Source organism: Nostoc sp., from assembly GCF_036917095.1.
Classification (GTDB): domain Bacteria; phylum Cyanobacteriota; class Cyanobacteriia; order Cyanobacteriales; family Nostocaceae; genus Nostoc.
Window position 1 is genome coordinate 577,506 of record NZ_JBALFH010000044.1, and the last position, 23,318, is coordinate 600,823.

A 23,318-nucleotide genomic window follows, 5' to 3' on the forward strand; every position below is an offset into this window, starting at 1 on the left:
AGAGAGGCTTTGAATCTTACCCCCTTCCCTACAAGGGAAGGGGCTGGGGGTTAGGTCTGTATTCCATGCAATTGAGAACCGCTATATTTGCCCTTGGCTACCCACTGAAGAATTTAATCAAAATATAAAGTGTACTTAAATAAGTAGATGAATTTATCTATATAATACATATATAATACTTTTGAAATCCAAGGGATTGATATGCGTTTACCCATCATTATCAGTGCCGGGTTATTACTATCTTTCGGACTGAACCTACCAGTAATGTCCAAATCTCCCATAGAGATAGCACAATCGCCAACGAGTAAGAACTTTAATTTAAGGCGAGCAGAAAAGCGATTAGAATTTAATCGCCGTTTCTGGAATCAGCAAAATATTTCCAACTATGACTATACTTTAAGCAATAGTTGCTTTTGTATAGGCGATGCTAGGGGGCCAGTAGTAATTAAAGTACGTAATGGTCAAACAAGTTCTATCACTTCTGTAGCTACAGGAAAAGATGTTAAAGAATACTTTCAAAATTACAACACAATTCCTAAACTGTTTGATGTGATTCAAGATGCTATCAAACGTAAAGCCGCCAGCCTGAATGTGCGGTACAATGCTAGATTCGGCTATCCAACCCAAATTGATATCGATTACAACAGTCAGATAGCTGATGAGGAAAGATATCTCACAATTGAGAATTTTAAGGTAATTAAATAGCCACCGCAAACAGAAAATTAGATATTAAGGCGATAGGTATACTTACCTCGATCATTAGACCTCTTGCATAAATGCTTAAATTGTCATACTGAGCGGAGCGAAACATCTGATTAAATTCTTCTCTCCCCTGCGTTCCGCTCAAAATGACATTCCTAATTTATTGACTTTTGCAAAGGTCTATTAACTGCTGGCGTTCAAGTTTGTATGTGTTGCTGTGCGAATCGCCCTCATTTTTCACATAATTAAATTTACTCTACGAAAAAAGATTGGTGTTGCTGATTAGATGTATAAATCTTGGTGTAGGGATGCGAAAGTTTGAGCCATCGCTCCTCACCAAGGTAGTGGTAAAGTAGTGATTTATGAATTGTTAACTATTGTCGAACCAAGATTTTCGGCTATGGTATCACTACATATTTACCATTACAAAAATTTTTAGTTTTGTATCTCTAGATGCTTGATATTGAAGTGAAGAACTCAGACACTGTTTTTGCAATCAAAAGTACAAAAACGTGAAAAAAATCAAGATTTTCAAGTTCCTGCTGCCATTTGTGGTGGTAGTTTTATTCATAATTGGCTTGGCACAGCTTGTACCAGCCCAGTCATCAGTAAGTGTTCACCTAACCCTTGGCAACCCAAGCAATGCTGGAACTTCCAGCCTAAATAACTACTTGCTGGTAAAACCACAGTATGTAATTGGTTACAACTGTGGAATAGGTAGAGCAAATTGGGTGTCTTGGCAGTTGAATAGTAGTTGGTTAGGTAATACACCAAGGCAAGATAATTTTCGGGCTGATACAACACTTCCTTTTGGGTGCTATCAAGTTCAATCTACCGATTTTAGCGGAAGTGGGTTTGATCGTGGTCACATGACACCTAGTGGTGACAGAACTAATAGTGTTACCAATAATTCTGCCACCTTTTTGATGAGCAATATGATTGCTCAAGCCCCAGATAACAATCAGGGGATTTGGGCAAACTTAGAGGAATATGCCAGAACTTTAGCAGCACAAGGTAAAGAACTTTACATCATATCTGGTGGATATGGGATGGGTGGTACTGGTTCTAACGGAAGGTTCTATACAATAGCTAATGGACGGGTTCAAGTCCCTAATACAACTTGGAAAATTATTGTTGTAGAAGATACTCCGGGTTTAGGTCTTGCTGGCGTGACAACCAGGACGAGAGTCATTGCTGTCAATATTCCCAACATGCAAGGGGTGCGAACAGCGAATTGGAGAAACTATCGGGTTAGCGTTGACTCATTAGAATCCCTAACGGGATACAATTTTCTCTCACAAATCTCAACATCTATTCAGTCTGTAATAGAAGCGCAAGTTGACAATTTATAAGTTTGGATGATTTCAAAAATGAGAAAGCCTAGCTACACAGATGGCTAGGCTTTTATTTAGATAAATTTCCAAACTGCTTACTAGGTTTCAACCAGTTTTGTGACTACTCCAGCTAAGTCACCATCTTTAGTTTGTCCTATGATATAAGCGTCAATATTTATTTGTCCAACACGATAAACGCTGATGTCACTAAGATTATCTTTAAGCGTTTGGACAAGTGTTTGAAATTTTTTAACATCTTTTTTCTGTAATTCATTGTGCCACTCTTGCTCAAATGCACAATTACGAAAGAGATAGTCCAAGTCTACTACTTCTACTCGCAGGTCTTGAGAACCTGTTAGCTGTAAAATTTTCTCCTGTGTTGCAGGTGCAGCACCTTTCCACTGAACAACCTCAAAAGGGTAATCCGACTCGCTCATCATTAACAAACCAGTACTAGCTTCCTTTAGTTTTTCGACAATCTCGCCGCTCATAGTCATCAGTTTCTAGCAACGCTCATACTGTATCATTCAGCCAGCAGCAACGTGGGAATGGGACAACTCAACCATTGGGTAGAAAATTTAGGGCGGATGGAGCAAAAATTACATTAAGTTTGGGTGATTTGCTTTTTTACCCATTGACGAAATGCTCTAAGCGTTGGACTTCTACCTAAAGTTCGGCTCTGTTCGACAAATCGGGGAATTACTTCAACAATGGGCAAGTTGGGAAAAGTAGAACTAATTTTAGACTCAATATATTTGCCATCCTGAAGAATATTAATTTGTAGCTTACCATCTTCATATCGCCACAGTTCAGGAACTCCTAATGCTTCGTAAGCATCAAGTTGAGTTTTGGAAGTAACATCAATTTCAATTGCTAAATCAGGTGGCGGGTCAACCTTCAAGTCTATTCGCTCTTTACCAATCATTTGAGCATGATTTTGAATGTAGAAAGAGTCATCAGGCTCTACACCAAAAGCCATATCTTCACGTTTAAAAGTGGTTGAGCCAAATGTTTCACAGTCAATCTCTAACTCCTCCAGCAGAATTTTTACCAAATCCCCAATGATAACTTTGGCTTTCTCATGCTTTGGTAATGGCATTCTCATCTCCAAAGTTCCGTGGCTGTAGGCCAATCGAGCGGCTCGGCGATCGCCAAGTTCTTCTAAAATCGCCTCAAATTCTTGCCAGCTAACATCGTGGAGTATTACTCTATGTCCCGGCGGAACACTTAATTGTCGTAATTGAAGTGTTACCATTACTTACCATTGAAATTTCATGTTTAAGCTTGCAAAAGCCAATATAAGATTATCTTAGCAAGGAATAATGTTGCACTACCAAACTTTTAACAAGATATGCAAAAAATAAGTGCTGTTACTTGAGCTATATTTCAGGGAAAACTATAACTATAGCTTCTGTATTAGAACAAGATTGAGAAATATTTATGGATTTAAATGGATTAATTTGGACTAAAAACGTAAAACCTATAGATGGTGAAATTTGGGCTTATGAAAACATAGATACTATATATCCAGACTTAAAGATTTTTGCTTTACATTGGAGAAATTTAAAAGGTAGAGACGAAAACAATGCCAGATACCCACTAGAAGCAGAACTGATGATTTTAAGACAACATGGAAAAGTAACGCACATTGTTCAATTGCTGAATAATCAAGTTTATCGTGACACAAATGCTAAAGAGGAATTTAATATTTATCGTATTGTTCAGGTGGTTTGGATAACGGATAATTGGGATCATCCTCCAGATAAGAATACAGTATTTGGTTATGATATTAAATTTCCTCCCAATGGAAAAGCAATCAAATTGGAAAATATACACGCATTCCAAGAACAGTGGAACGCAGAAGGATTAACGTTTCAACAGCACGTCCAAAAAGAATTAAATATTCATTAACAAACAAAAAGCCCTGCAACTTTAAATGCAGGGCTTTAATTTTAGTATAGATACAAGATTACTTGCCGTTGCTGTGAATGACATGTTCGGCGAGTTTTTCCGGTACTTCTTGGAGATGGTCATATTCCCAGTGGAAGGAAGCAATGCCAAGAGTGAGCGATCGCTACTACAAATAATCTATAGTGTTAAGCATCTGTTGCATATAATTAAAATTATGTCAAGAAAAATCCCTAAGCAGATTTATATTGAACCACGTCAAGAGCATAGCCACTAGCAAGAACTTGAACTCGATAAACAGTTGATTGAAATATCCCTATGAAATCTGTTTCTGGTAAGGACTTTAGTTATTAGCCCGAAACTTAAAGTTCCGGGCTAGTGTTGATTTTAGATTAATCCAAAATCCAAAATCTAAAATCCAAAATTACTTGCCGTTGCCGTTACCACCATTGCCATTGCTGTGAATGACACGTTCGGCGAGTTTTTCCGGCACTTCCTGCAAATGGTCATATTCCCAGTGGAAAGAACCAACGCCCAAGGTGAGCGATCGCAGCTCTACAATAAAGTTTTGCATCTCTGCTTGTGGCAAGTATGCAGAGATATTATCCCAGCCTTGCCAATCGTTTCTGCCTTCATAGCCTAAAATTTGCCCCCGTCTACCACTCAACAGTTGCAACACTTTGGAAGTAAATTCGCTAGGTGTGGTAACATCCACCCGCAGAATTGGTTCTAACAGGGTAGGTTCCGCTTGGGGTATTCCCGTTTGCATTGCTAATCGGGCAGCTTGTTTAAAGGCTTGTTCGGAACTATCAACGTTGTGATACGAACCATTAGTCAGAGTTACCGCCAAATCCACCATTGGGAAGCCCAAAGGCCCATGTGTCAGAAATTCCCGCACGCCCATTTCCACCCCAGGAATGTACTGTTTGGGAACCACACCGCCGACAATGGTTTCATTAAAGTTAAAGCCTGTACCGCGTGGTAGGGGTTTGATGTCGAGAAAAACATCACCAAACTGTCCGTGACCACCGCTTTGATGTTTGTAGCGCCCATGAACTGAAGCCACTGTTTTACGGATGGTTTCTTTGTAAGGCACTTGCGGCAAGTGAGTTGTCATTGGCAGATTATATTTGCGGCGCAGTCTGTCTAAGGCGACTTGTATATGAATTTCGCCTTGTCCCCACAAGATAACTTCGTGAGTATCGCCGTGTTGTTCCCAAGCAAGTGAGCAGTCTTCTTCTAATAACTTGGTGATAGCACCACTGAGTTTTACTTCATCGTTGCGCTTTTCTGGGGTAATGGCGAGAGCATACACTGGTTCCAACTCTACAGCCTTGGGTAATTTTATTGCCGACTGCTGTTCTGTGGAGATTGTATCGCCTGTCTTGATTCCTTCTAAACGGCTCAATGCCACAATTTCACCAGCATTAACTTGGTTCACTGACTGCTGTTGTTGTCCCATCAAGCGGTAAATTCCACCAGTGCGAATGCCATTGAGGACAATGCCATCAGTTAATTTGCCCCGCCAAACACGCACCAAAGAGAGTTTGCCACCTTGAGGAGTGTAGTAAGTTTTTAATACCTGCGCTAGAGGTGTATCACCTTTTATGTTTTTTAAACGACGTTCTGCTGTGGTTTCTGGTTCGGGCGCTTCCCGTAACAAGGCTTCTAATAGAGGTCTAACACCATAATCTTGTTCTGCTACACCAAAGAAAACGGGCACTACCAAATCTGCCCCTAATTCCATTTTTAAATCTTTGAGGATTTCTTCTTGAGGAGGTTCGATGTCTTCTAAAAGTTCTTCGAGTAAATGGTCGTCAAAATTTGCTAAGGCTTCGAGCATTTCTGCCCGCGCTATATGTTCTTCTTCTTTTAAACTTTCGGGGAAGGGAATGGGGTCAGCAGGTGCGCCTGGATGATATTGATATGCCTGTTCGCTCACCATATCGATAAAGCCGGTGAGTTGTTCCCCGTTCATGATGGGATATTGATGCGCTACCAGGGGACGGCTAGATACTGCTTTCAGGGCGTGTAACGTTTCCAAAACGTGAATATTTGCCCGATCCATTTTGTTGACGAAGACGAGATGGGGAATTTCCCAATCGTCGAGGAATTTAAATAGAGGGGCGAGGGTGAGGACTCGTTCGCGGATGGGTTCGCAAACTACAATTGCCGCATCAACTCCCATTAAAGCATTGTACGTTTCTTGAGCAAATTCTATACTTCCCGGACAGTCAATAAAAGTGAAGCGAATGCCGTTATACTCAGTGCTAGCGGCGCTGACTTCTACACTCATGTGGCGATCGCGCGACTCGGCAGCACTATCTCCCACTGTATTGCTGTCCTTAACACTCCCTTTGCGAGAAATTGCCCCTGTGACAAATAACAAGCTTTCTAGTAAAGTGGTTTTTCCACTCAAATAAGGCCCGACAATTGCAACATTCCGCGAACCCGATTTTACTTTTTCGTTCATAAAACCTCCCTTGCGGTAAGTTTTTCCTAACCGCATTATTCTGTATATATCAGGGATAAAAAATGGTTCTCTGGAGTCAAAATTACCCCTTCTTTAATTTGTTATTATGCTCCTTTTAATCTAAATTTAAAAAAATTGTAGCCTGTCGTAAGATTTGGCTTAATAAAACTTAACAAAAACGGGCTTTTATGGCCAAATAAAAATTTTTGTAAAAAAGTTTTTATAAAGTAAATTTAACTGAAGGTATTGCAAGTCAGAAAATTAATGGGATTATCATTCTTTAAATATCGCATAGCCGGGTTAGTAAGTTTGATGCTCGTTGTTAGCATTCCTTCCCCCTCTCTTTCCCTCTCTCCTTCTGTCCCCTCAAAGCTGGCACAATCTAATGGTAAAACTGCCATAGACTGGTTAAACCAAGGCTTACAGGCAATTCAGGCGGGAAAGGTACAAGATGCGATCGCAGCCTTTAAACAAGCAACTCAATTAGATCCGACATTAGCACCAGCGCACTATAATCTAGGGCTAGCATTCCGACAAACGGGACAATTACAACCCTCTGCGGATGCATTTTATCGAGCCACGCAAGCCGATCCTAAGTTTGCGCCAGCTTTTGCTAATTTAGGTGGTGCGTTGTTAGAAGGGAATAATTTACAGTTAGCTAACGATTACTTGCAACGAGCGTTAGAACTCGATCCCAAGTTAGGATTTGCCCACTATAACTTGGGATTGGTACGAGAACAGCAAGGAGATTGTGAAAAAGCGATCGCATCTTTTAGAAAAGCCATAGAATATAGCAAAAATGCACCAGAGCCTCCTTACCATATAGGGATGTGTTATCTCCAACAAGGCAAACTTGACCAAGCCAGAGATGCCTTTAATCAGGCAGTAAAAATTAATCCGAAGTATCCTGAAGCTTACTACAATCTCGGCTCAATTTGGTTTGGGCAACGCAAATCACAAGAGGCATTAGAGGCTTTTAGAAAATCAGCCGAAGCTAACTCTAACTATCCCAACGCTTATTATGGTGCAGGGTTAGCTTTTATGCAGTTACAGCAATATGGAGATGCAGTACAAGTATTGCAATTTGCTAGAGATTTATATAATGCTCAGAAAAATCCTCAGTGGGCAAAAAATGCCGAGCAATTGTTGCAACAGGCACAAAATTTAAATTACCAACCTCGCTGAGGCGCAAAAACTTAATATTGCATAACATAAAACTATTGGGTTAACTCGCTGGTGTTGTCTGAAGTTGTCCCGATTGGAAAAACGTACATGCAAAAGCGCCAGAAAAGTCGATTTTTATTTAGCGATCGCTGGCTCGATCGGCACTCAATTGTTCGCAACATGGAAGCCTTTCAAGACTTAATTGTGATTGTCTTGTGTTTGGGATTGTTCGCCGTCATGCTGATCCAATTGTGGGGGATAGCGATCGCCATCATGCAGCCACTAGACTATAAACATGTGACTGCAAAAATACTATTTGTGTTGATTTTAGTCGAGTTATTCCGACTATTAATGGTCTATTTGCAAGAACATAGTATCTCTGTGGGAGTGGCAGTTGAGGTAACAATTGTATCTTTACTGCGAGAAATAGTAGTTCATGGTGCGCTGGAAATGCATTGGGTTAATACGCTTGCAATTTGTGGTTTGTTGTTTGTTCTGGGTGGACTACTTGTAGTCTGTGCTAAAACGCCACACATGGATTGCATGAGTGCTGACACTAAGTCTTGCCCGATTGTCTATAGAGGAGGTAGAGAACGGCAAAAGGAGTTGGAATTCCAGTATTCACGTCAATGTGATGAGAATCAACCGCTTGGATAAATTGTTATGAAAATGGGGAGTGGGGAGTGGAGAGTCGGGAAAAAGCATTTTCTTACTCTCCACTCTTTGCTTAAGGCTGTATTAGTAACTTGGATGCATCTAAAATCTAAAATCTAAAATGGTATAACTTACTTTTGCAAGGTACTTCCGACGTATTGAAATATACTCTTTTTGGAAGATGAATCCCTCTTTTAGGGTGAGTATAAGTTAATTAGAAATTCTAAAAGAGGGTCAAGCTATGACTACAAATACAGGTAACGGACAGTCTCAACAACCAATTAGCAATTTGGAGTATGATTTTGTCACCGTTTTGCACAACAAGGCTGAAGCCGTTAAAGCTTACGATACCTACATCAAAGATGCAGAACAAGTAGGTTCTCAGCCTTGTGTAGAGTTGTTCCAAAAATTGCGTCAATCTGATATTGAACACGCACAAGAGATTCGCCAACATCTACAACAAGTGCTGCAACACGGTAAGATGTAACCCAGGTTTTAAGTGCGATCGCTTCTGATTTAGTAAAACTAAATATAAAAGAGGCGATCGCACTTGCCGATTACATTAAATGCCAGGGCAAATGCATCTTATTTACTAATAAAGAGCAAGATTAAAAGAGCGTGTTTGTGTTCAGGGCCTTGTAGAGAGGAAAACGGGAGAGCAGACAATGCCTATAGCGGACGGGTACGCCATCGCACCCATTTATGAGAACGCTATTTGCTCTATGCTGAAGCGGAAAGTAAAAATAATAGCTATGAAATTTGCACAAAATCTCAGGCCCCGCCAAGGCTTACTGAAAGCCCTGACTCTAGTTTTCCTCGTATCGATATCTGTAATGCCCCTTAATGTTCTAGCCAACGAGAGCGAAAAAGCGACATTCAACAGCACAACCACACTCCAAACCATACTTACCAGCAGTCATCGCTCAGAGCAGAATCGCCTCCGAGACAAGTACCGCCACCCAACCCAGACTTTGGAATTCTTCGGTCTGCGCCCAAATATGACCGTAGTTGAATTGTGGCCAGGGGGTGGCTGGTATACCGAAATATTAGCCCCATTCCTAGCGCCCAAGGGACAACTCATAGTTACTAACTTGGCTGACGCGAGTAAATCGGCTTTGGCTTTCCAAGAAAAACTAGCAGCTAATCCAGAGGTTTTTGGTAAGGTCAAAGTAGCCCAAATCAATCCGCCAAATGAATTGACCCTAGCACCAGACAATTCTGTAGACATAGTTGTTACCTTCCGCAATATTCACAACTGGGTTAAAGCTGGCTATGACGAGCAGGTTTATGCGGCGGCTTATAAAGCACTCAAGCCAGGAGGCATTCTGGGAGTGGAAGAACACCGCGCCCTTGAGGGGACTTCTTTACAAGAGAGTATTAAAACTGGCTATATGTCTGAAGATGGGGTAATTGCTGCTGTGGAGAAAGCTGGCTTTAAATTGGTAGGCAAATCAGAGATTAACGCCAACTCAAAAGATACCAAGGACTATCCGGGCGGAGTTTGGACACTACCTCCAACCTTAAGCCAAGGTCAAAAAGACAGGCAACGCTTCCTCACCATTGGAGAGAGCGATCGCATGACCCTCAAGTTCGTTAAACCCAAAGCCCCCTAATTAGATATAATATCGTGTCCGGTTAAAGACTTATCATTAAGAGCGTAAGGGGCAGGGAGCAGGGGGCAGGGGGAAAAAGAGTTTTCAAGTTATCGCACAGATGCAGGAATTATAACTAATCTGCCGGACATGATATAAGGTGTCATCGCTTGCCTGTATCTTGCTGAGGCAAACGCCCTCCTTGCGACCATTCAAGCGATCGCGTTCAGCGTTTTGTAGAGAGGAATCAATAACCCAATTGCTTCATCTCACCGTACCCGTACACCCAATTTTGTATCCCAGTGCAGGGGTTTATCTGCTTTTTGTAGGGGAGACTCCGGCATTTGACCTACTGAAACGCCGTATTTCCAATCTGGCGGACAGATAGCAATGTAACGTGCATAACCTCCTAAACCACCTTTGAATTTGGGATACCCAATAGAGATCAACGCGCCTGTTTCTGGCACACGATCTAGATTTGCAACACCCTCTGCTTGGGTATATCCATTTTTCAACAGCCAAGCTTCTCCCTCCAGTGTTGGGGTGCTATCTGTATCCAGGGGTTCGTGTCCGTGAAAAAGAATGTGGCGCTCAAGGTGCAGAAACTGCAAAGCTTCTAGCTTCACCCCAGGAAACTTAGTTCTTGTAGCTAGTTCGCGGTTTGGCCATTCTTTAGACCAGTCAGAGCGAACAAACACAACTGAGCCTTGGGGAATTCTGCCATATTTGCGTTCCCAATCTTGAATATCTTTGACACTCAGGTGGTAATTGGGGTCTTTGGCAACTTTATCTTGGATCGGAATTATTACTAGAGGACGAACAGCAAATGTCGCTGGTAACTCATCAATAGCTGGATAGTCAGGGTTCCAGTGAGCAGGTGGATCTAGTTGGGTTCCTAGCTGATCGGTGGATAAATCGTAATGAGTTGCTTCAAATCCATCTTTTTGGTAAGTGTATGGCTCACCCGTTTTTGGATTGATGGCAGGCGCAAACTTTGATGAACCAAAACCTGACCATACAGGAATTGCCGGAGCGATTGTATGAGTCAAGTCAACATATTTGGCTGACTTGAGCGACTGCTGATAAACTTGCCACAGGGGAGGCTTACGTAATGGCTGTACCGCATTTACAGACGCTAAACCTACACCAAACAGAACTATTAAACAAATAATTCCCCAGAAAGTTTTTTGCAATGGTTGACGCAAAAATCTATCTAGTTCCTGCTTCAGATGTGGATAGTTATATTGGGGCAGTATTGTCATTGTGTTTTTTATTATTGCTTTTGAAGGCTCTAATTTTTTTACCACAAATTGCTATATTGTTTATCCTGTAGCTGTTTCGGGCTATATAGTGTAGATACATCTGTTTCACCATAAAAAAGCAGATGGCTGTTCCCATCTGCTAGAATAAAAAATGCGTTATTTTCTTTACTTGGATACCAACTGATTAACTGGAGCAATCCCAGCCAAATCTAAAATTGGCGCGATCGCATCTTCTCGCTTCACCGCCATCATGTGGACACCCTGGCATAATTGCCGCGCTATTTGCACTTGCTCGGCGGCAATTTTCATCCCTTCCTCAAAAGGATCTTTAGCTTTTGCCAATCTATCAATAATATGTTGGGGAATATTTACACCCGGAACACACCTATTAATAAACTGGGCATTTTTTGCCGATTTTAACAGAAAAATTCCTGCCAAAATTGGTTTTTTATAGCCAGATGCAATGGTATCCATAAACTTTTCTAGTCGCTCAAAATCGGTAATCAACTGACTTTGAAAAAACTGCGCTCCTGCTTCGATTTTACGTTCAAATCGACTTTGCAAACCCGACCAACTCTTACATTGTGGATCTACTGCTGCACCGACAAATAAATCTAACGCTCCATCAGTCAAGGGTTTCTCGTTGCAATCAACGCCTTGATTCATCTTCCGAATCAGTTGCAGCAGTCGCACAGCTTCTAAGTCAAACACTGCTTTAGCATCTGGATGATCGCCTGCTTTTACTGGGTCGCCAGTCAAAGCTAAAATGTTATTTATGCCCAAGGCATGAGCGCCCATCAAGTCAGCTTGTAAACTAATGCGGTTGCGATCGCGGCAAGCAACTTGACAAATCGGCTCTATACCGTTTTGTAACAAAATCACCGATGCCATTAACGAAGACATCCGTAATACTGCGCGGCTACCATCGGTAACATTGACAGCATGAACCCTTCCCTTAAGAGTCGCCGCCATTTGAATCATGTGTGCTGGATCTCCCCCTTTCGGGGGTGCTACCTCGGCAGTAACTAGAAATTCACCTGCTTGTACAGCTCTGCGAAAGGCTGTGGGGCTATGGGTGTGATGCATAAAATTAAGAATTTCCATTTCTTAAATGGTATAGCAAATCACACCTAAAAGGGACAACTTATAGAGGTAGAGAGTAGCCCAAAGCAGCTTTTACTTGTGATAAAGTTTGATTTGCGATCGCTCTAGCTTTTTCCCCTCCATCCCGCAATACAGACTCCAAATAACCTTTGTCCGCCGTTATCGACTGATATTTTTCTTGGATTGGTTTGAGAGCCTCAATTATTGTGTCCGTCAACAATGGCTTGAACTGCCCCCAGCCCATATCCTGACACTCAACTGCGACATCTTCCTTCGTTTTACCAGAAAGCAATGTATACAGAGTTAACAAATTATTACATTCTGGACGCGCTGGATCGTCGAAAGTCAGTCCACGAATCGGATCGGTTTTACAACGTTTAATCTTGTATTGAATCTGTTCTGGTGGATCTAGCAAACTGATTCGGCTTAACTCCGAAGGATCGGACTTCGACATTTTACGTGTACCGTCCGCCAAACTCATCACCCTTGCCCCTTCCTTACGAATCAAAGGGTCTGGTAACTTCAGAACTGGTTGATCTGGTTTACCGAATTGGTGATTTAACCGAGCTGCAATATCCCGTGTCAATTCCAAATGTTGCTTTTGGTCTTCACCCACTGGCACCTTATCAGCTTGGTAAAGCAAAATATCAGCTGCCATCAGCACAGGGTAATCTAATAAGCCCGCACTGACATTTTCTCCCTGTTTAACAGCCTTTTCCTTAAACTGGATCATATCTTGCAGCCAGTTTAGAGGTGTAATGCAGTTGAGCAACCAGGTGAGTTCACTGTGGGCCGAAACGTGGGATTGTACAAAAATGGTGGAGTGATTTAAATCAAGACCACAAGCGAGATACAGAGCGGCAAGGGTGTAGGTATCAGCTGCCAACTGTTTTGGGTCGTGTGGCACTGTAATCGCGTGTAAATCAGCCACAAAAAGGTAATTTTCGTATTCGCTCTGACCTTCTACCCAGTTGCGAATGGCTCCCAAATAGTTACCTAGATGGTAATTGCCCGTTGGTTGAACTCCAGAAAGAACACGTTGCTTGCCCATAAATTTCAACTTAGTTATCTCAAATCCGCGCTAGTAAAGTGGCGATGTCTGGCGACAAATTGCTTTCCGCCTACGCAAAACTCATTTAATTTTGACATTTTCCAGGTCAACTCGTCGTTACGGGATTAGAGATTTTAACTCAACTCCGATTGCTATAGAAACTCTTCATTGCTTTTTTGCCACCGCTTGTGTTTGAAACTGCTTTTCATATTCCAAGCGAATTGTGCCAAGATATGCCTGTACTATTAACGCTGACAAAGGTGAGCGTTCTGCTGTCCGCAAGCTTGACTTCGGCAAAGATATGGTGCATTTCTATTTTGAAGCTTAAGGACGTTAGAAGACTAATGAAGCAGTACTCTCAGCTCACAATTATTTCTTACATAGTAGGCCCTACTTTGATCGTAGTGAGTCATTTAGGATCGTTACTCATTATTGTTACTGGCTTATCGCCGGGTGCTGTCTTGTGGGCCGTGTTGTTATATGTAATACGAATGCTTGCAACTACTGGCATCTATCATCGGCTACTCACCCACAAGAGCTACCAGGCTCCAACCTCAGTTCTATGTGTTGGAAGCATCGTGGCTGCTTCAGCCGGGCAGATGGGGCCAAGTTGGTGGAAAGCTCACCACATGGATCATCATCAATGCTCAGACCAGAAAGAAGATCCTCATTCTCCCTATTTGCCTTTCAAGGGGATCAAAGGATTCTGGTGGTCTCAAGCTGGATGGCTATTCTCCCCACAGTTTTTTCCCTCGAAACTTCCCACCGATGTTGAGAGTAATCTGGTTTTGAAGATTGTTGACCGTTTGCACTTCATTCCCACCGTTGCTCTGGCTGCGCTTTCGTATTACATTGGTGGAATTGAATATCTTGGCGCTTTTTTCCTCAGCACGACTGTTCTCTTCCACGGTGTCGCCACTGTAAACTCACTTAGCCACATACTGGGCGAGCAACCGTTCACAACTAATGACTACAGTCGCAACCATTGGCTCGTAGCATTTCTGACCTTGGGTGAAGGCTGGCATAATCTTCATCATGCATTCCAGTGGTCAGCCCGGCATGGCATAACCGTGCGAGAGGGGCAGGTTGCCTATCTTCCAGACCCAACATTTTGGTTCATCAAAATCCTTGAGTTCCTGAAGCTAGCCTCAAAGATTAGAGTGCCTTCTGAACCAGAACTTCTCGCTCGCGCCAGAAACCGAAACTCTCAGAACTCAGTTTTCAAGGCGAGGGCAAAGACATCCGTCTGATATTCTGGTTGACAGATTGGTCAGAAGAAAAGTCTGTTCCTTGCCGTCTCAGCCAGTTAGAATCCAAGGATTCTAACTGGCTGAAGATGTTTTTTGTGAAGAACCCATCTTCAGCCAGTTAAATAAGGAAAGGCAGGATGTCCATCCTCTAGCAGGATAAACACTAGTAGTCTGGCAAGTCAACTTTGCATGGTGGTTAGCAGAGCGGCAGAGGGGAAAGAACTTGGTATTTGCCTCTCATCTGCTCCCCTGCTCCCCTGCCGACCTCCACCCAGCAATTTTGGGTTGGCGAACTATTAGTACAGCGGGTGCGGGAATAAACATACCATTTCAAATGGCGCAAGAGCTTGGAATACAATTCTTTTGACTTGCGCCTTGCAGTACTAGCTTTGTCCGCCTAAGCATGAACCATTAAAAATTGACCATTACCATTATATTCTCCATCGCAACTAGCAAAATTACGAATAAACCATATCAAATAAAATCTCCATATCCGGCGAAACTTGGCATAGTCCATGCCATAGTTTAATGTTTTTATTGTTGCCTGGTTGTCGTCAAAATTTTGTAACCAGTTAGCTAGTGTTTTGGAGTAATTAGAGCCATTTAGATACCATCTTTGAATTGTTTTGAGGTCTTCTTTATGGCTAGGAACTGCATCGTAATTCCAGTACCGACCGTTTGGAAAAATATATTTGTGAGTGTAAACGCTAGACATATTGTTAGGGATGCGGACTGTGATAATGTGAATTAAAACTTTGCCATCATCCTTCAGAAACGAAGCTAATTTTTTAAAGGATTTCGTTAAGTTACCAACATGACAAAAAACACCAATCGAGAGTATTTTGTCAAACTTCGTCTCGAAATCTGCATTATTCAAATCACCTTCATATAGGGTAAACCGATCTGAACTGAGATAACTCTCAGGATCTTGCATTTTGCGGCGTATATATTCACATTGCTCGTGGCTCAAATTAAGACCTGTAAACTTGACATTGGGGAACTTAGAAAGAATGTAATTAGGAACACATCCCCACCCGCAGCCAAAGTCTAAGATATTGTCTCCGTCCTTGATGTCTAGCTTTTCAATTACATCATCAATCATGTGCATCTGGGATTGCTCAAGATTTAATGCTCCTTTTTCCCACAATCCCATGCTGTACTTAGGATAAATGAGTTTCCAGTCCCCCAACATAGTATTCAGCATGGCTTGAGGCAAGTCGTACTGAATTTTCATTAGTTCCCGCGATCCTTCGGCGAGATGATCGGTTTCTTTTAATACCCATTCATACGGTGCCAGGAGGGATGGGAAATACTGAAAGAAAATTGGCATACAGGTATCAAAAAGCGATTCTAGAACGGAATCAGGAACTTCTAATCCGTTGATATAAGCTTCTGCCACTGCCATTTGGACTGTGTTAACTACCTCAACCGCCCCACGAGTTGCTTGGTATGCTAATGGATTCTTAGTATTTATATCTCCCAGAAGAGGGATATACTTTTCTATTTCTTGCAGCAGGGTACTAGTAGTCATAGTCATACTCCTAACAAGCATTAAAATAATGCTATATGAGTATAATAATTAGATTTTTTTAGTTTTTTAACACCAAAACGTAAGAAGTTGTAACATACATTTAGAAATATTTATCTCTAACACATCTAACACATCTAACGCTACTTTAACTTAATAAAAGGTAAGCGTCCTAAGGGAAAACGTCTTATAACTTGGCATTAACTGCGTTTATTTCCGATAATTGTTTGGCGTCAGGGTGTTATTCGCTCAACTCGTTTCCGTTTCTAGTGGTTGGTAGTTGCGATCGCTCTCCAGAAACCGCATTTATTGTATGATTTCCCAATGGATTGATTAATTTTGCTCAAAAAAGCCAAACTCTTAAATTCGATTTACCTCTCTGCCAAACCCACCTGTCCTCCAATTAGCCCCAGAAAGCCTGTTCCAGAGTGCTGAATCTCCAAAAAACTTGCTTGTTCCGGTGAGGTTTTGTAAATTTGGAATGTCTTCATAATTCCCAAGGTTGCAGCACTTTCTAGAGGCCCAACAAAGCTAATATCCCGGTCAAGGAAATAAGTTTGATTAGCCCAATAAGTCATCTGATTTGCATTCAAAAAATAGCAGCCTGCGTGAGGATTGAGAGCACGAAAAAAGGTAATTGGTGCATTCATAATTGTACCTTTTAGTTCCTGTTGCCCCTCCACATTTTGAAAGGGAGCAGTTACTCGCAAAGCCAAATCCCCATCAATATAAGCTTTATGAATCAAACCGTAAGGGGAGACTTCATAACGATTTGGCTGGAGCAAATTTAAATCACCAGCTTGTTGGGTAAACCAATTTAATTTTATAAAAAACCAAGGGTCATGGAGAATTAAGTCATCTTCCAAGAAGCAGTAATAATCATATTGGCCAAGACAACTTTGCAGAACAGCTTGGCACTCAAACCCCAAAAGCAGAGGTTCTACATTTGTAGAATGATGCCTATATAAATGGGATGGTAAGGGAAGCTGATTCAGAAGATGATTGTCTTTGGTTGTACAAATAACAATATCTAGTTCGTGAGACTGCGGTTGGTTAGCAGGGAAAGCTAGTCTTTGAGCAATATTGATGATACGTTGAGATTTATCAAATAATTGGTGTAAGGCGGTAAGGCTTTTAGTTAACGCCTGCAAGCGCGGTTGAGGGTCTTTGTGTTGAGAAGCATGACGCCCCTCACTGCTAGGTTTGAAAAAATGGGCAATGGTAAAAATGATTCGCATTTTAAATATTGCTTTTATATTTCTCTGTCTTTTGTCATTTGTCCTTTGTCCTTTGTTGGTTGTAACTAATGACCAATGACTAATGACCAATGACCAATGACCAATGACTAATGACCAATGACCAATGACCAATGACCAATGACCAATGACCAATGACTAATGACATCTAATTTCTGCCAAAACCTTTAGAAGATGGGCGCTTTTTCAAACTATTAGAATTTTTACCAGCGAACATCCATTGCAAATGCTGTGGTAACAGTTTTGCCAAATCATAACGCTTGATAATTGTCTCTCGCGCATTTGCACGAATTGCTTGCATCTCCTGGGGATTATTCAGCGCCTCTTCAACCCGATTAGCAATATTGTGAGGAGAAAAGAAATCTACCAGCAGTCCATTTACCCCATCCTGTACGACTTCTAATACTGGCTGAGTTTTAGAAGCTATTAGTAAACATCCTGCTGCCATTACTTCTAACATTGACCAGGATAAAACAAAAGGACGGGTTAAATAAACATGAGCAGAAGAAGCTTGCAAAACCTGAAGGTATTCATTGTAAGGAAGTCTATCTGTGAAGTGCAGTCTCGATAAATCCAAAGATAACTTTTCTAACATTAATTGTTTATAAGTCTGCCCATCGGGGAGATTCTTCCCATAAGCAACCCTATCTTCTCCCACAACTACCACATGGCACTTCGGTCTTCGCTGCTGAATTAGCGCTACCGTTTCCATAAACTGCGGAAAACCTCTATAAGGTTCCATCCCTCGTCCTACATAAGTTACCAACTCTTCCACATGAGAAAGGTCGAGATTTATTCTTGGTAAAACTAACTTTGCGCCTGGTTTGGGAACAAAATATTTGGTATCAACGCCATCATGAATTACAGTGAGTTTGCTATGATATTCTTTGGGGAATTGCTGACGCTGCCAATTCGTTGGAGAAAGTCCGCGATCGCAGCTATATAAATCAGTCAAGATCGGCGCATTTTTCACGCGGATACGGCATTCATCATCAGCATTCAGCGGATCGTTGGGATCAAAATCTGCATCAGAACCGCGAGCATGGTAAAACCACTCGAAATAACACAATAATTCTGCTTTAGGGAAAACATCTTTCATAAATAAAGTTGGCCCCCAGCCAGAATGGCCATAGACTATATCTGGAACGAAACCTTCAGCTTTTAATTTTTCGGATACGCGATAGACAGCCTGCGCGGTGAGAACAGCATTTTCCAGGTTGCGAACGTAATGGTGAGTTTGGGGAGCAGCTTCACGAGAAGGAGTATAAATAGCTTTAAAAACGCCAGGTATTTCCCCTTCCCGACGATTTGTTCCAAAGACAACTTGGCAATTAGGATCTTTACCTAAAACTATCGCTAGGTTGCGAAATTGCGAGGGAAAATTGGGATGTAAAAATAAGATTTTCATTGGAATAATCTTGATTAATTTATTGCGAGATAAAATAAATTAAGACAATCTTTTTAAGATTATAAGATTATTTCTCAAGATTTTGAGCAAGTAAATTTAGGTAAATGGTAGCTCGAAAATGCGAGAATAATCGCAAATTCGTGTTATTACAATGAAATTTATTGGCATTGATTTAGGCTGGCGATCGCAACCAAGTGGACTATGCTGTTTAGAATGGATAGATGAACAACTGCAACTACTCGATCTAGACCGCAAAGAAGCCATTGCAGACATCCTCACCTGGATCGATCGCAGCGTCCAACCAGACGAGTCAGCCATCATCGCCGTAGATGCGCCTACCCTCATACCCAACGCTACCGGGAGTCGCCTTCCCGACAAACTCAGCCACAAGTACTTTGGCAAATATCATGCAGGATGCTACCCAGCTAATCAAAACCTAGCCTTCGCCGATCGCACCGTCAACTTTGGCTTAGAATTAGAATCACGCGGTTTTGCCCACGCCCCCACCATTGAACCGCAAAAACTTAGCAGATATCAAATAGAAGTTTTCCCCCACCCAGCAATCGTTAACCTATTCAACTTAGAACGCATCCTTAAATACAAAAAAGGACGCCTCAATGAGCGCCGCCTAGAACTAATCAAACTTCAAAATTATCTTCTTGATATCCTCCCCTCCTTCTCTCCTCCTCTGCGCCCTCTGCGCCTCTGCGGTTCGTTTATCCCAGAAATTCCCACTACAGGCGCAGCCCTCAAAGCAACCGAAGATAAACTAGATAGCTTAATTTGCGCTTATGTTGCTGCATACTGGTGGTATTGGGGAGAAGAACGTAATTTGGTATTAGGCGATCGCACCACAGGCTACATTATCATCCCTCAAAGAATTTGAGCAAAGGCTTTTTGTACAAAAATTGCGATCGCTCACCAAAACGACTTGCATTGAGCAATGGAATGCGAGATGCTATTTTTAGCACCTCGCAAACCTTACCAATTGGTAATCAAAGAGCGCTAATAAAGATTAAACAATCACAAAATTATTGTTGGTTAGTGACAATCCAGCAGATAGTTGTGCAAATTTCACCTCAGTAAACCCAGCCGTACTGCCATCTTGGTCAAAGAACAATCCACCTGTAGCACTGTTATAAATAAATCGTTGATTGCTTGTCGTTGCAGATGTTCCCAGAGTAAACTGATTTGTCTGAAGTGAACCTATTGATAACCCACCACCAAAACCATCAGCCGATAACTGAATCAGTCCATTAGTGGTGTTGAAGTTAAAAATAGTATCAGTGCCTTCATTGTAATTATTGAAAGCAAAGGTATCAATAGGGTTAGCAATGTTGATGGTGTTGTCCCCATAGAGAGTATCGTTACCATAGCCACCTATGAGGATATCATTACCATCAGAAGAATCAGTCTTAAAGCTAACATCAGCCCTGAGGATATCATCGCCATTACCACCAATGAGTGTGTTATTACTAGAGCCAGCAAGGCTTACGAGAATATCATTACCATCGCCACCATCCAATATGTTATCGCCTCGAACGCTACCAGATAAGTAATCGTCACCAGCGCCACCCTTGAGGGTATCATTGCCAGAATTACTTCCGTTGAGGGTATCATTGCCATCGTTCCCCACAATATTGTCATCGTAGCCTGTACCTGAAATACTTAATTGTTCGATATTCTTATAGGTAACGCTATCCGTGCCTGCCGTAATTGAGCCAATCTTAGTAGTACTATCAAATGTTGCTGTGATTCCTCCCTTAGAATAGTAGTAATTGACGGCCAACAAATCGTTCCCTGCCCCTCCATCGATCGTATCCTTACCACCATTTGTTATGGAAAACGTATCGTTTCCATTGTTGCCCACAAGATTGTCATCGTAGCCTGTACCTGAGATACTTAATTGTTCGATATTTTTGTAGCTAACGCTCTTCGTACCTGCCGTAATTAAGCCAATATTGGTAGTGCTATCAAATGTCGTTGTGATTCCTGTGGTAGTATTGTTGTACGCAACTCCTAAGTAATCGTTCCCTGCCCCTCCATCGATCGTATCCTTACCACCATCCCCTGTGGAGAGCGTATCGTTACTATTGCTCCCCACAAGATTGTCATTGTAGGCTGTACCTGAGATACTTAATTGTTCGATATTTTTGTAGGTAATGCTATTCGCGCCTGCCGTAATTAAACCAATGTTAGTAGTAGTATCGAATCTCGTTGTGATTCCTCCCTCAGAATTGGAGTAATTGACGGCCAACAAATCGTCACCCTCACCCCCATCGATCGTATCATTGCCAGCATAGCCCCCAGAGAGCGTATCGTTACCATTGCTCCCCACAAGATTGTCATCGTACTTTGTCCCTATGATATTTAATTGTTCGATATTCTTGTAGGTAACTATATTCGTACCTTCTGTAATTACTCCAGTGTTAGTAGTAGTATCGAATGTTGTTGTGATTCTTTCGATAGGAATGGTGTAATTGACGGTCTCGTCGGTGTAGGTATCGAAAGACAACAAATCATCACCTTTACCCCCATCGATCGTATCTTTGCCAGTAATGCCCAGATCGCTCACATAACTGCTACCAGTGCCCCCAGAGAAGGTATCGTTGCCATCGCCCCCAAAGAGCAAATTATTGCCTTTTGAATTCTTAATATTAAAACGATCGCCACCAATACCACCGTTGAGAGTGTTATCACCTGTTGCAAAACTAACATCTAAGTCATCATCACCAATACCACCGTTGAGAGTGTTATTACCTGTGGTATTATTAGCATTCAGTGTATCGTCACCAGCACCACCCTTGAGGGTGTTATCCCCTGTGGCATAAAATCTCCTAAACAATCCATATTGGTCGTCGTGGTAGCCAGAAACGGAGAGATAATCATTACCCGCGCCACTAGAAAGCAGATTATTACCTGTTGAATAGACAACATTCAAGCGATCGTCACCAATACCACCGTTGAGAGTGTTATTACCTGTTGAATAATTAGCATCCAAGGTATCGTTACCAACGCCACCATTGAAGGTGTTATTGCCAGAGATAGAATTGCCAAATGAAATTGAACCCCCTCGTCCCTCCCCGTAGTCACCAGAAGCGGAGAGAGCGTCATTTCCATCGCCACCAGAGAGCAGGTTATTGCCCTCACTATCAGTGAGCGTGTCATTGCCCGCAGCACCAATGAGAGTATCATTACCGGCACCACCTCTTAAAATGTCATTGCCACTCAAGCCATCGATTTTGTCATCACCCCCCTGACCATTAATCACATCATCTGAGTTATCAAAACCCTTGACATTGTTGTTCAGGTCATTAAGGAAGGTGACTGTATTCTTATTGAAGATAGTACTTTGAGTGGAGTTGGCATTGAAAACATCAAAGCTATCCGTGGCGGTAGTTTGCCCATAAAACAGGATATTGCCCAAGTCTACAGTGGCTCCAGTAGATTTGCTGAGGTTATCCAGGTTTTCCAAAGCAAAATTTTGCAGGATGACTTTGGGGCTATAATCGCCACTATAATCGTAGTCAAAGTTGTTCGCAAAGCTGATTTCCAGATTGTTGCCATTCTGGGTCAGCAGCAGATTTTGGGCGGTTAAGCGATTGCTCTGGAAATTGAGAGTGTCTACTTCGGCAATGACTGCTGCTGTTGGGTTTGTTCCTTTACCTACGCCCCTAAAATCGGTGATTATAATTATATCTTTGGTGCCCTTGTAGGAATAAACAAATTCATCATTGCCACCACCACCAGTTAGAGTGTCGTTGCCTCCGTTACCTGTGATGGTATCGTTGCCTGCAAGACCCTTAATTGTGTCCGCGCCAGAACTACCCACTAGGGTATCATTACCGTTGGTTCCAATGATATTTGCCATAACTTTTATCTACCTAAATCTAGCTTTTCAGTAACTTCAGTTCTCAACATGGAGTTTATTGCTATTTCTGGACACAAAAATTCCCAGAAATTTTAAGTTTTTGCCATGCTTATAGTTGGCCTTTGAGTAACACTAAAGTTTCTTAAAGACTTATCCAAAGAATGACTTTTCTGTAACACTTCCTAATCTATTTGAAAACTATCTAAGCCTTAATCGCTGTACAAACTAATAAGCGTGTGTATTCACAATAATCTGTCATTTCAGGCTAAATTAATTATTCTTGTTCAGTAAAAATCAGCGAACAAGGATGATTAAAAAATCTCACAATTGAATGCCTAAAATTCATACTTGGTATTTGGTTATTTGCCAGCGTCTAAGTCCTACTAGAAGAGAAAATGTTCAATTTTCGAGCGGAAAATGGATTTTTATACTCTCCTTTGTGGTAATTATACATAGATATTTAGCTTGAAAATAGAGAAATCTAAATAACCCAACAGTGACTATATACTACTGTATTTACTTAGATATTTTTGTTTCCAGGCGCATCTTTGCATATTCTTCACATTATTTGCTGAGAAATTTACGTAAAAATATTTGTTTATGTACTATTAATATTTTGATGTTAGATATTACCAAAAACTATTAAGTATTGGTATAACGTTTGTAAACCAAGAAATCCGCGATCGCAGACATTAGTACTTCTGATTCCAAAGTGCGGATAGATTAAAGCTTAAGAAGCTGACTTTTGCGATTATCCCAGT

Annotated in this window: 19 protein-coding genes and 1 pseudogene; 9 read left to right on the forward strand and 11 right to left on the reverse strand. The window is 41.6% G+C overall.

Going from position 1 to position 23,318, the window contains the following annotated elements:
• The first annotated feature begins 201 nt into the window (after positions 1-201).
• Both V7L01_RS27035 and V7L01_RS27040 read left to right on the forward strand, forming a co-directional pair.
• Positions 202-705 (forward strand): DUF6174 domain-containing protein, encoded by a 504-nt coding sequence (locus V7L01_RS27035; protein WP_335040296.1) that lies wholly within the window; start codon positions 202-204, stop codon positions 703-705.
• Positions 706-1,214: 509 nt separating this feature from the next.
• Entirely contained in the window at positions 1,215-2,054 is an 840-nt protein-coding gene (locus V7L01_RS27040) for a DNA/RNA non-specific endonuclease (RefSeq protein WP_335040298.1), read from the forward strand.
• A gap of 80 nt (positions 2,055-2,134) precedes the next feature.
• On the opposite strand, the gene V7L01_RS27045 is transcribed toward V7L01_RS27040, so the two are convergent.
• Together V7L01_RS27045 and V7L01_RS27050 are read right to left on the reverse strand one after the other, a co-directional pair.
• Entirely contained in the window at positions 2,135-2,527 is a 393-nt protein-coding gene (locus tag V7L01_RS27045) for a nuclease A inhibitor family protein (protein WP_335040829.1), read from the reverse strand.
• A gap of 113 nt (positions 2,528-2,640) precedes the next feature.
• Entirely contained in the window at positions 2,641-3,291 is a 651-nt protein-coding gene (locus tag V7L01_RS27050; RefSeq protein WP_335040300.1) for a Uma2 family endonuclease, read from the reverse strand.
• A 185-nt stretch (positions 3,292-3,476) separates the two neighbouring features.
• Here V7L01_RS27050 and V7L01_RS27055 point away from each other — a divergent pair, with 185 nt between their 5' ends.
• Positions 3,477-3,947 carry a hypothetical protein gene (locus V7L01_RS27055; RefSeq protein WP_335040302.1) on the forward strand — a complete coding sequence of 157 codons (471 nt, stop codon included), beginning with the start codon at positions 3,477-3,479 and terminating at the stop codon, positions 3,945-3,947.
• A 421-nt stretch (positions 3,948-4,368) separates the two neighbouring features.
• Here the strand turns inward: V7L01_RS27055 and V7L01_RS27060 are convergent, their stop codons facing one another.
• Positions 4,369-6,417 (reverse strand): elongation factor G, encoded by a 2,049-nt coding sequence (locus V7L01_RS27060; protein WP_335040304.1) that lies wholly within the window; start codon positions 6,415-6,417, stop codon positions 4,369-4,371.
• 264 nt (positions 6,418-6,681) lie between these two features.
• Between V7L01_RS27060 and V7L01_RS27065 the strand changes: the two genes are divergently transcribed.
• The 4 genes from V7L01_RS27065 (at position 6,682) to V7L01_RS27080 (ending at position 9,848) form a co-directional block, all read left to right on the forward strand.
• A complete protein-coding gene (locus V7L01_RS27065) occupies positions 6,682-7,602 on the forward strand; it encodes a tetratricopeptide repeat protein (protein ID WP_335040306.1) in 921 nt (306 codons plus the stop codon).
• A gap of 87 nt (positions 7,603-7,689) precedes the next feature.
• The gene (locus V7L01_RS27070) at positions 7,690-8,238 is read left to right on the forward strand and encodes a phosphate-starvation-inducible PsiE family protein (RefSeq protein ID WP_335040308.1); all 549 of its coding nucleotides are present in this window, start codon (positions 7,690-7,692) and stop codon (positions 8,236-8,238) included.
• A 238-nt stretch (positions 8,239-8,476) separates the two neighbouring features.
• Positions 8,477-8,722, forward strand: a complete 246-nt coding sequence (locus V7L01_RS27075) for a hypothetical protein (protein ID WP_335040310.1) — start codon at positions 8,477-8,479, stop codon at positions 8,720-8,722.
• Positions 8,723-8,987: 265 nt separating this feature from the next.
• Positions 8,988-9,848, forward strand: a complete 861-nt coding sequence (locus V7L01_RS27080; RefSeq protein ID WP_335040312.1) for a class I SAM-dependent methyltransferase — start codon at positions 8,988-8,990, stop codon at positions 9,846-9,848.
• A 248-nt stretch (positions 9,849-10,096) separates the two neighbouring features.
• Here the strand turns inward: V7L01_RS27080 and V7L01_RS27085 are convergent, their stop codons facing one another.
• From V7L01_RS27085 to V7L01_RS27100, 4 genes are all read right to left on the reverse strand, one after another.
• Positions 10,097-11,089: a cyclase family protein gene (locus V7L01_RS27085; RefSeq protein WP_335040315.1), complete on the reverse strand. Its 993-nt coding sequence runs from the start codon at positions 11,087-11,089 to the stop codon at positions 10,097-10,099.
• A gap of 165 nt (positions 11,090-11,254) precedes the next feature.
• Positions 11,255-12,175, reverse strand: a complete 921-nt coding sequence (locus V7L01_RS27090) for a methylenetetrahydrofolate reductase (RefSeq protein ID WP_335040831.1) — start codon at positions 12,173-12,175, stop codon at positions 11,255-11,257.
• A 58-nt stretch (positions 12,176-12,233) separates the two neighbouring features.
• Complete coding sequence (trpS, locus tag V7L01_RS27095) at positions 12,234-13,244, reverse strand: tryptophan--tRNA ligase (protein ID WP_335040317.1); 1,011 nt, start codon at positions 13,242-13,244, stop codon at positions 12,234-12,236.
• Positions 13,245-13,409: 165 nt separating this feature from the next.
• Positions 13,410-13,541, reverse strand: coding sequence for a hypothetical protein (locus V7L01_RS27100; RefSeq protein WP_335040319.1), 132 nt, complete (start codon positions 13,539-13,541; stop codon positions 13,410-13,412).
• Positions 13,542-13,714: 173 nt separating this feature from the next.
• Here V7L01_RS27100 and V7L01_RS27105 point away from each other — a divergent pair, with 173 nt between their 5' ends.
• The gene (locus V7L01_RS27105) at positions 13,715-14,494 is read left to right on the forward strand and encodes an acyl-CoA desaturase (protein WP_335040833.1); all 780 of its coding nucleotides are present in this window, start codon (positions 13,715-13,717) and stop codon (positions 14,492-14,494) included.
• 397 nt (positions 14,495-14,891) lie between these two features.
• Here V7L01_RS27105 and V7L01_RS27110 read toward each other — a convergent pair whose 3' ends face one another.
• From V7L01_RS27110 to V7L01_RS27120, 3 genes are all read right to left on the reverse strand, one after another.
• Entirely contained in the window at positions 14,892-16,025 is a 1,134-nt protein-coding gene (locus V7L01_RS27110) for an SAM-dependent methyltransferase (RefSeq protein WP_335040322.1), read from the reverse strand.
• Between the two features lie 368 nt (positions 16,026-16,393).
• The gene (locus V7L01_RS27115) at positions 16,394-17,260 is read right to left on the reverse strand and encodes a calcium-binding protein (RefSeq protein ID WP_335040324.1); all 867 of its coding nucleotides are present in this window, start codon (positions 17,258-17,260) and stop codon (positions 16,394-16,396) included.
• A 166-nt stretch (positions 17,261-17,426) separates the two neighbouring features.
• The gene (locus tag V7L01_RS27120; RefSeq protein WP_335040326.1) at positions 17,427-18,686 is read right to left on the reverse strand and encodes a glycosyltransferase family 4 protein; all 1,260 of its coding nucleotides are present in this window, start codon (positions 18,684-18,686) and stop codon (positions 17,427-17,429) included.
• A gap of 151 nt (positions 18,687-18,837) precedes the next feature.
• On the opposite strand from V7L01_RS27120, the gene V7L01_RS27125 reads away from it, so the two are divergent.
• Positions 18,838-19,572 (forward strand): DUF429 domain-containing protein, encoded by a 735-nt coding sequence (locus V7L01_RS27125; RefSeq protein ID WP_335040328.1) that lies wholly within the window; start codon positions 18,838-18,840, stop codon positions 19,570-19,572.
• Positions 19,573-19,701: 129 nt separating this feature from the next.
• Here the strand turns inward: V7L01_RS27125 and V7L01_RS27130 are convergent.
• A pseudogene (locus V7L01_RS27130) lies at positions 19,702-22,557 on the reverse strand (beta strand repeat-containing protein); the annotation flags it as partial.
• Positions 22,558-23,318 lie beyond the last annotated feature (761 nt).

Coding starts and splice junctions, on each gene's coding strand:
- V7L01_RS27035 (WP_335040296.1), top strand. CDS start 202: ATGCGTTTACCCATCATTATCAGTGCCGGGTTATTACTATCTTTCGGA.
- V7L01_RS27045 (WP_335040829.1), bottom strand. CDS start 2,527: ATGAGCGGCGAGATTGTCGAAAAACTAAAGGAAGCTAGTACTGGTTTG.
- V7L01_RS27050 (WP_335040300.1), bottom strand. CDS start 3,291: ATGGTAACACTTCAATTACGACAATTAAGTGTTCCGCCGGGACATAGA.
- V7L01_RS27055 (WP_335040302.1), top strand. CDS start 3,477: ATGGATTTAAATGGATTAATTTGGACTAAAAACGTAAAACCTATAGAT.
- V7L01_RS27060 (WP_335040304.1), bottom strand. CDS start 6,417: ATGAACGAAAAAGTAAAATCGGGTTCGCGGAATGTTGCAATTGTCGGG.
- V7L01_RS27065 (WP_335040306.1), top strand. CDS start 6,682: ATGGGATTATCATTCTTTAAATATCGCATAGCCGGGTTAGTAAGTTTG.
- V7L01_RS27070 (WP_335040308.1), top strand. CDS start 7,690: ATGCAAAAGCGCCAGAAAAGTCGATTTTTATTTAGCGATCGCTGGCTC.
- V7L01_RS27075 (WP_335040310.1), top strand. CDS start 8,477: ATGACTACAAATACAGGTAACGGACAGTCTCAACAACCAATTAGCAAT.
- V7L01_RS27080 (WP_335040312.1), top strand. CDS start 8,988: ATGAAATTTGCACAAAATCTCAGGCCCCGCCAAGGCTTACTGAAAGCC.
- V7L01_RS27085 (WP_335040315.1), bottom strand. CDS start 11,089: ATGACAATACTGCCCCAATATAACTATCCACATCTGAAGCAGGAACTA.
- V7L01_RS27090 (WP_335040831.1), bottom strand. CDS start 12,175: ATGCATCACACCCATAGCCCCACAGCCTTTCGCAGAGCTGTACAAGCA.
- trpS (WP_335040317.1), bottom strand. CDS start 13,244: ATGGGCAAGCAACGTGTTCTTTCTGGAGTTCAACCAACGGGCAATTAC.
- V7L01_RS27110 (WP_335040322.1), bottom strand. CDS start 16,025: ATGACTACTAGTACCCTGCTGCAAGAAATAGAAAAGTATATCCCTCTT.
- V7L01_RS27115 (WP_335040324.1), bottom strand. CDS start 17,260: ATGCGAATCATTTTTACCATTGCCCATTTTTTCAAACCTAGCAGTGAG.
- V7L01_RS27120 (WP_335040326.1), bottom strand. CDS start 18,686: ATGAAAATCTTATTTTTACATCCCAATTTTCCCTCGCAATTTCGCAAC.
- V7L01_RS27125 (WP_335040328.1), top strand. CDS start 18,838: ATGAAATTTATTGGCATTGATTTAGGCTGGCGATCGCAACCAAGTGGA.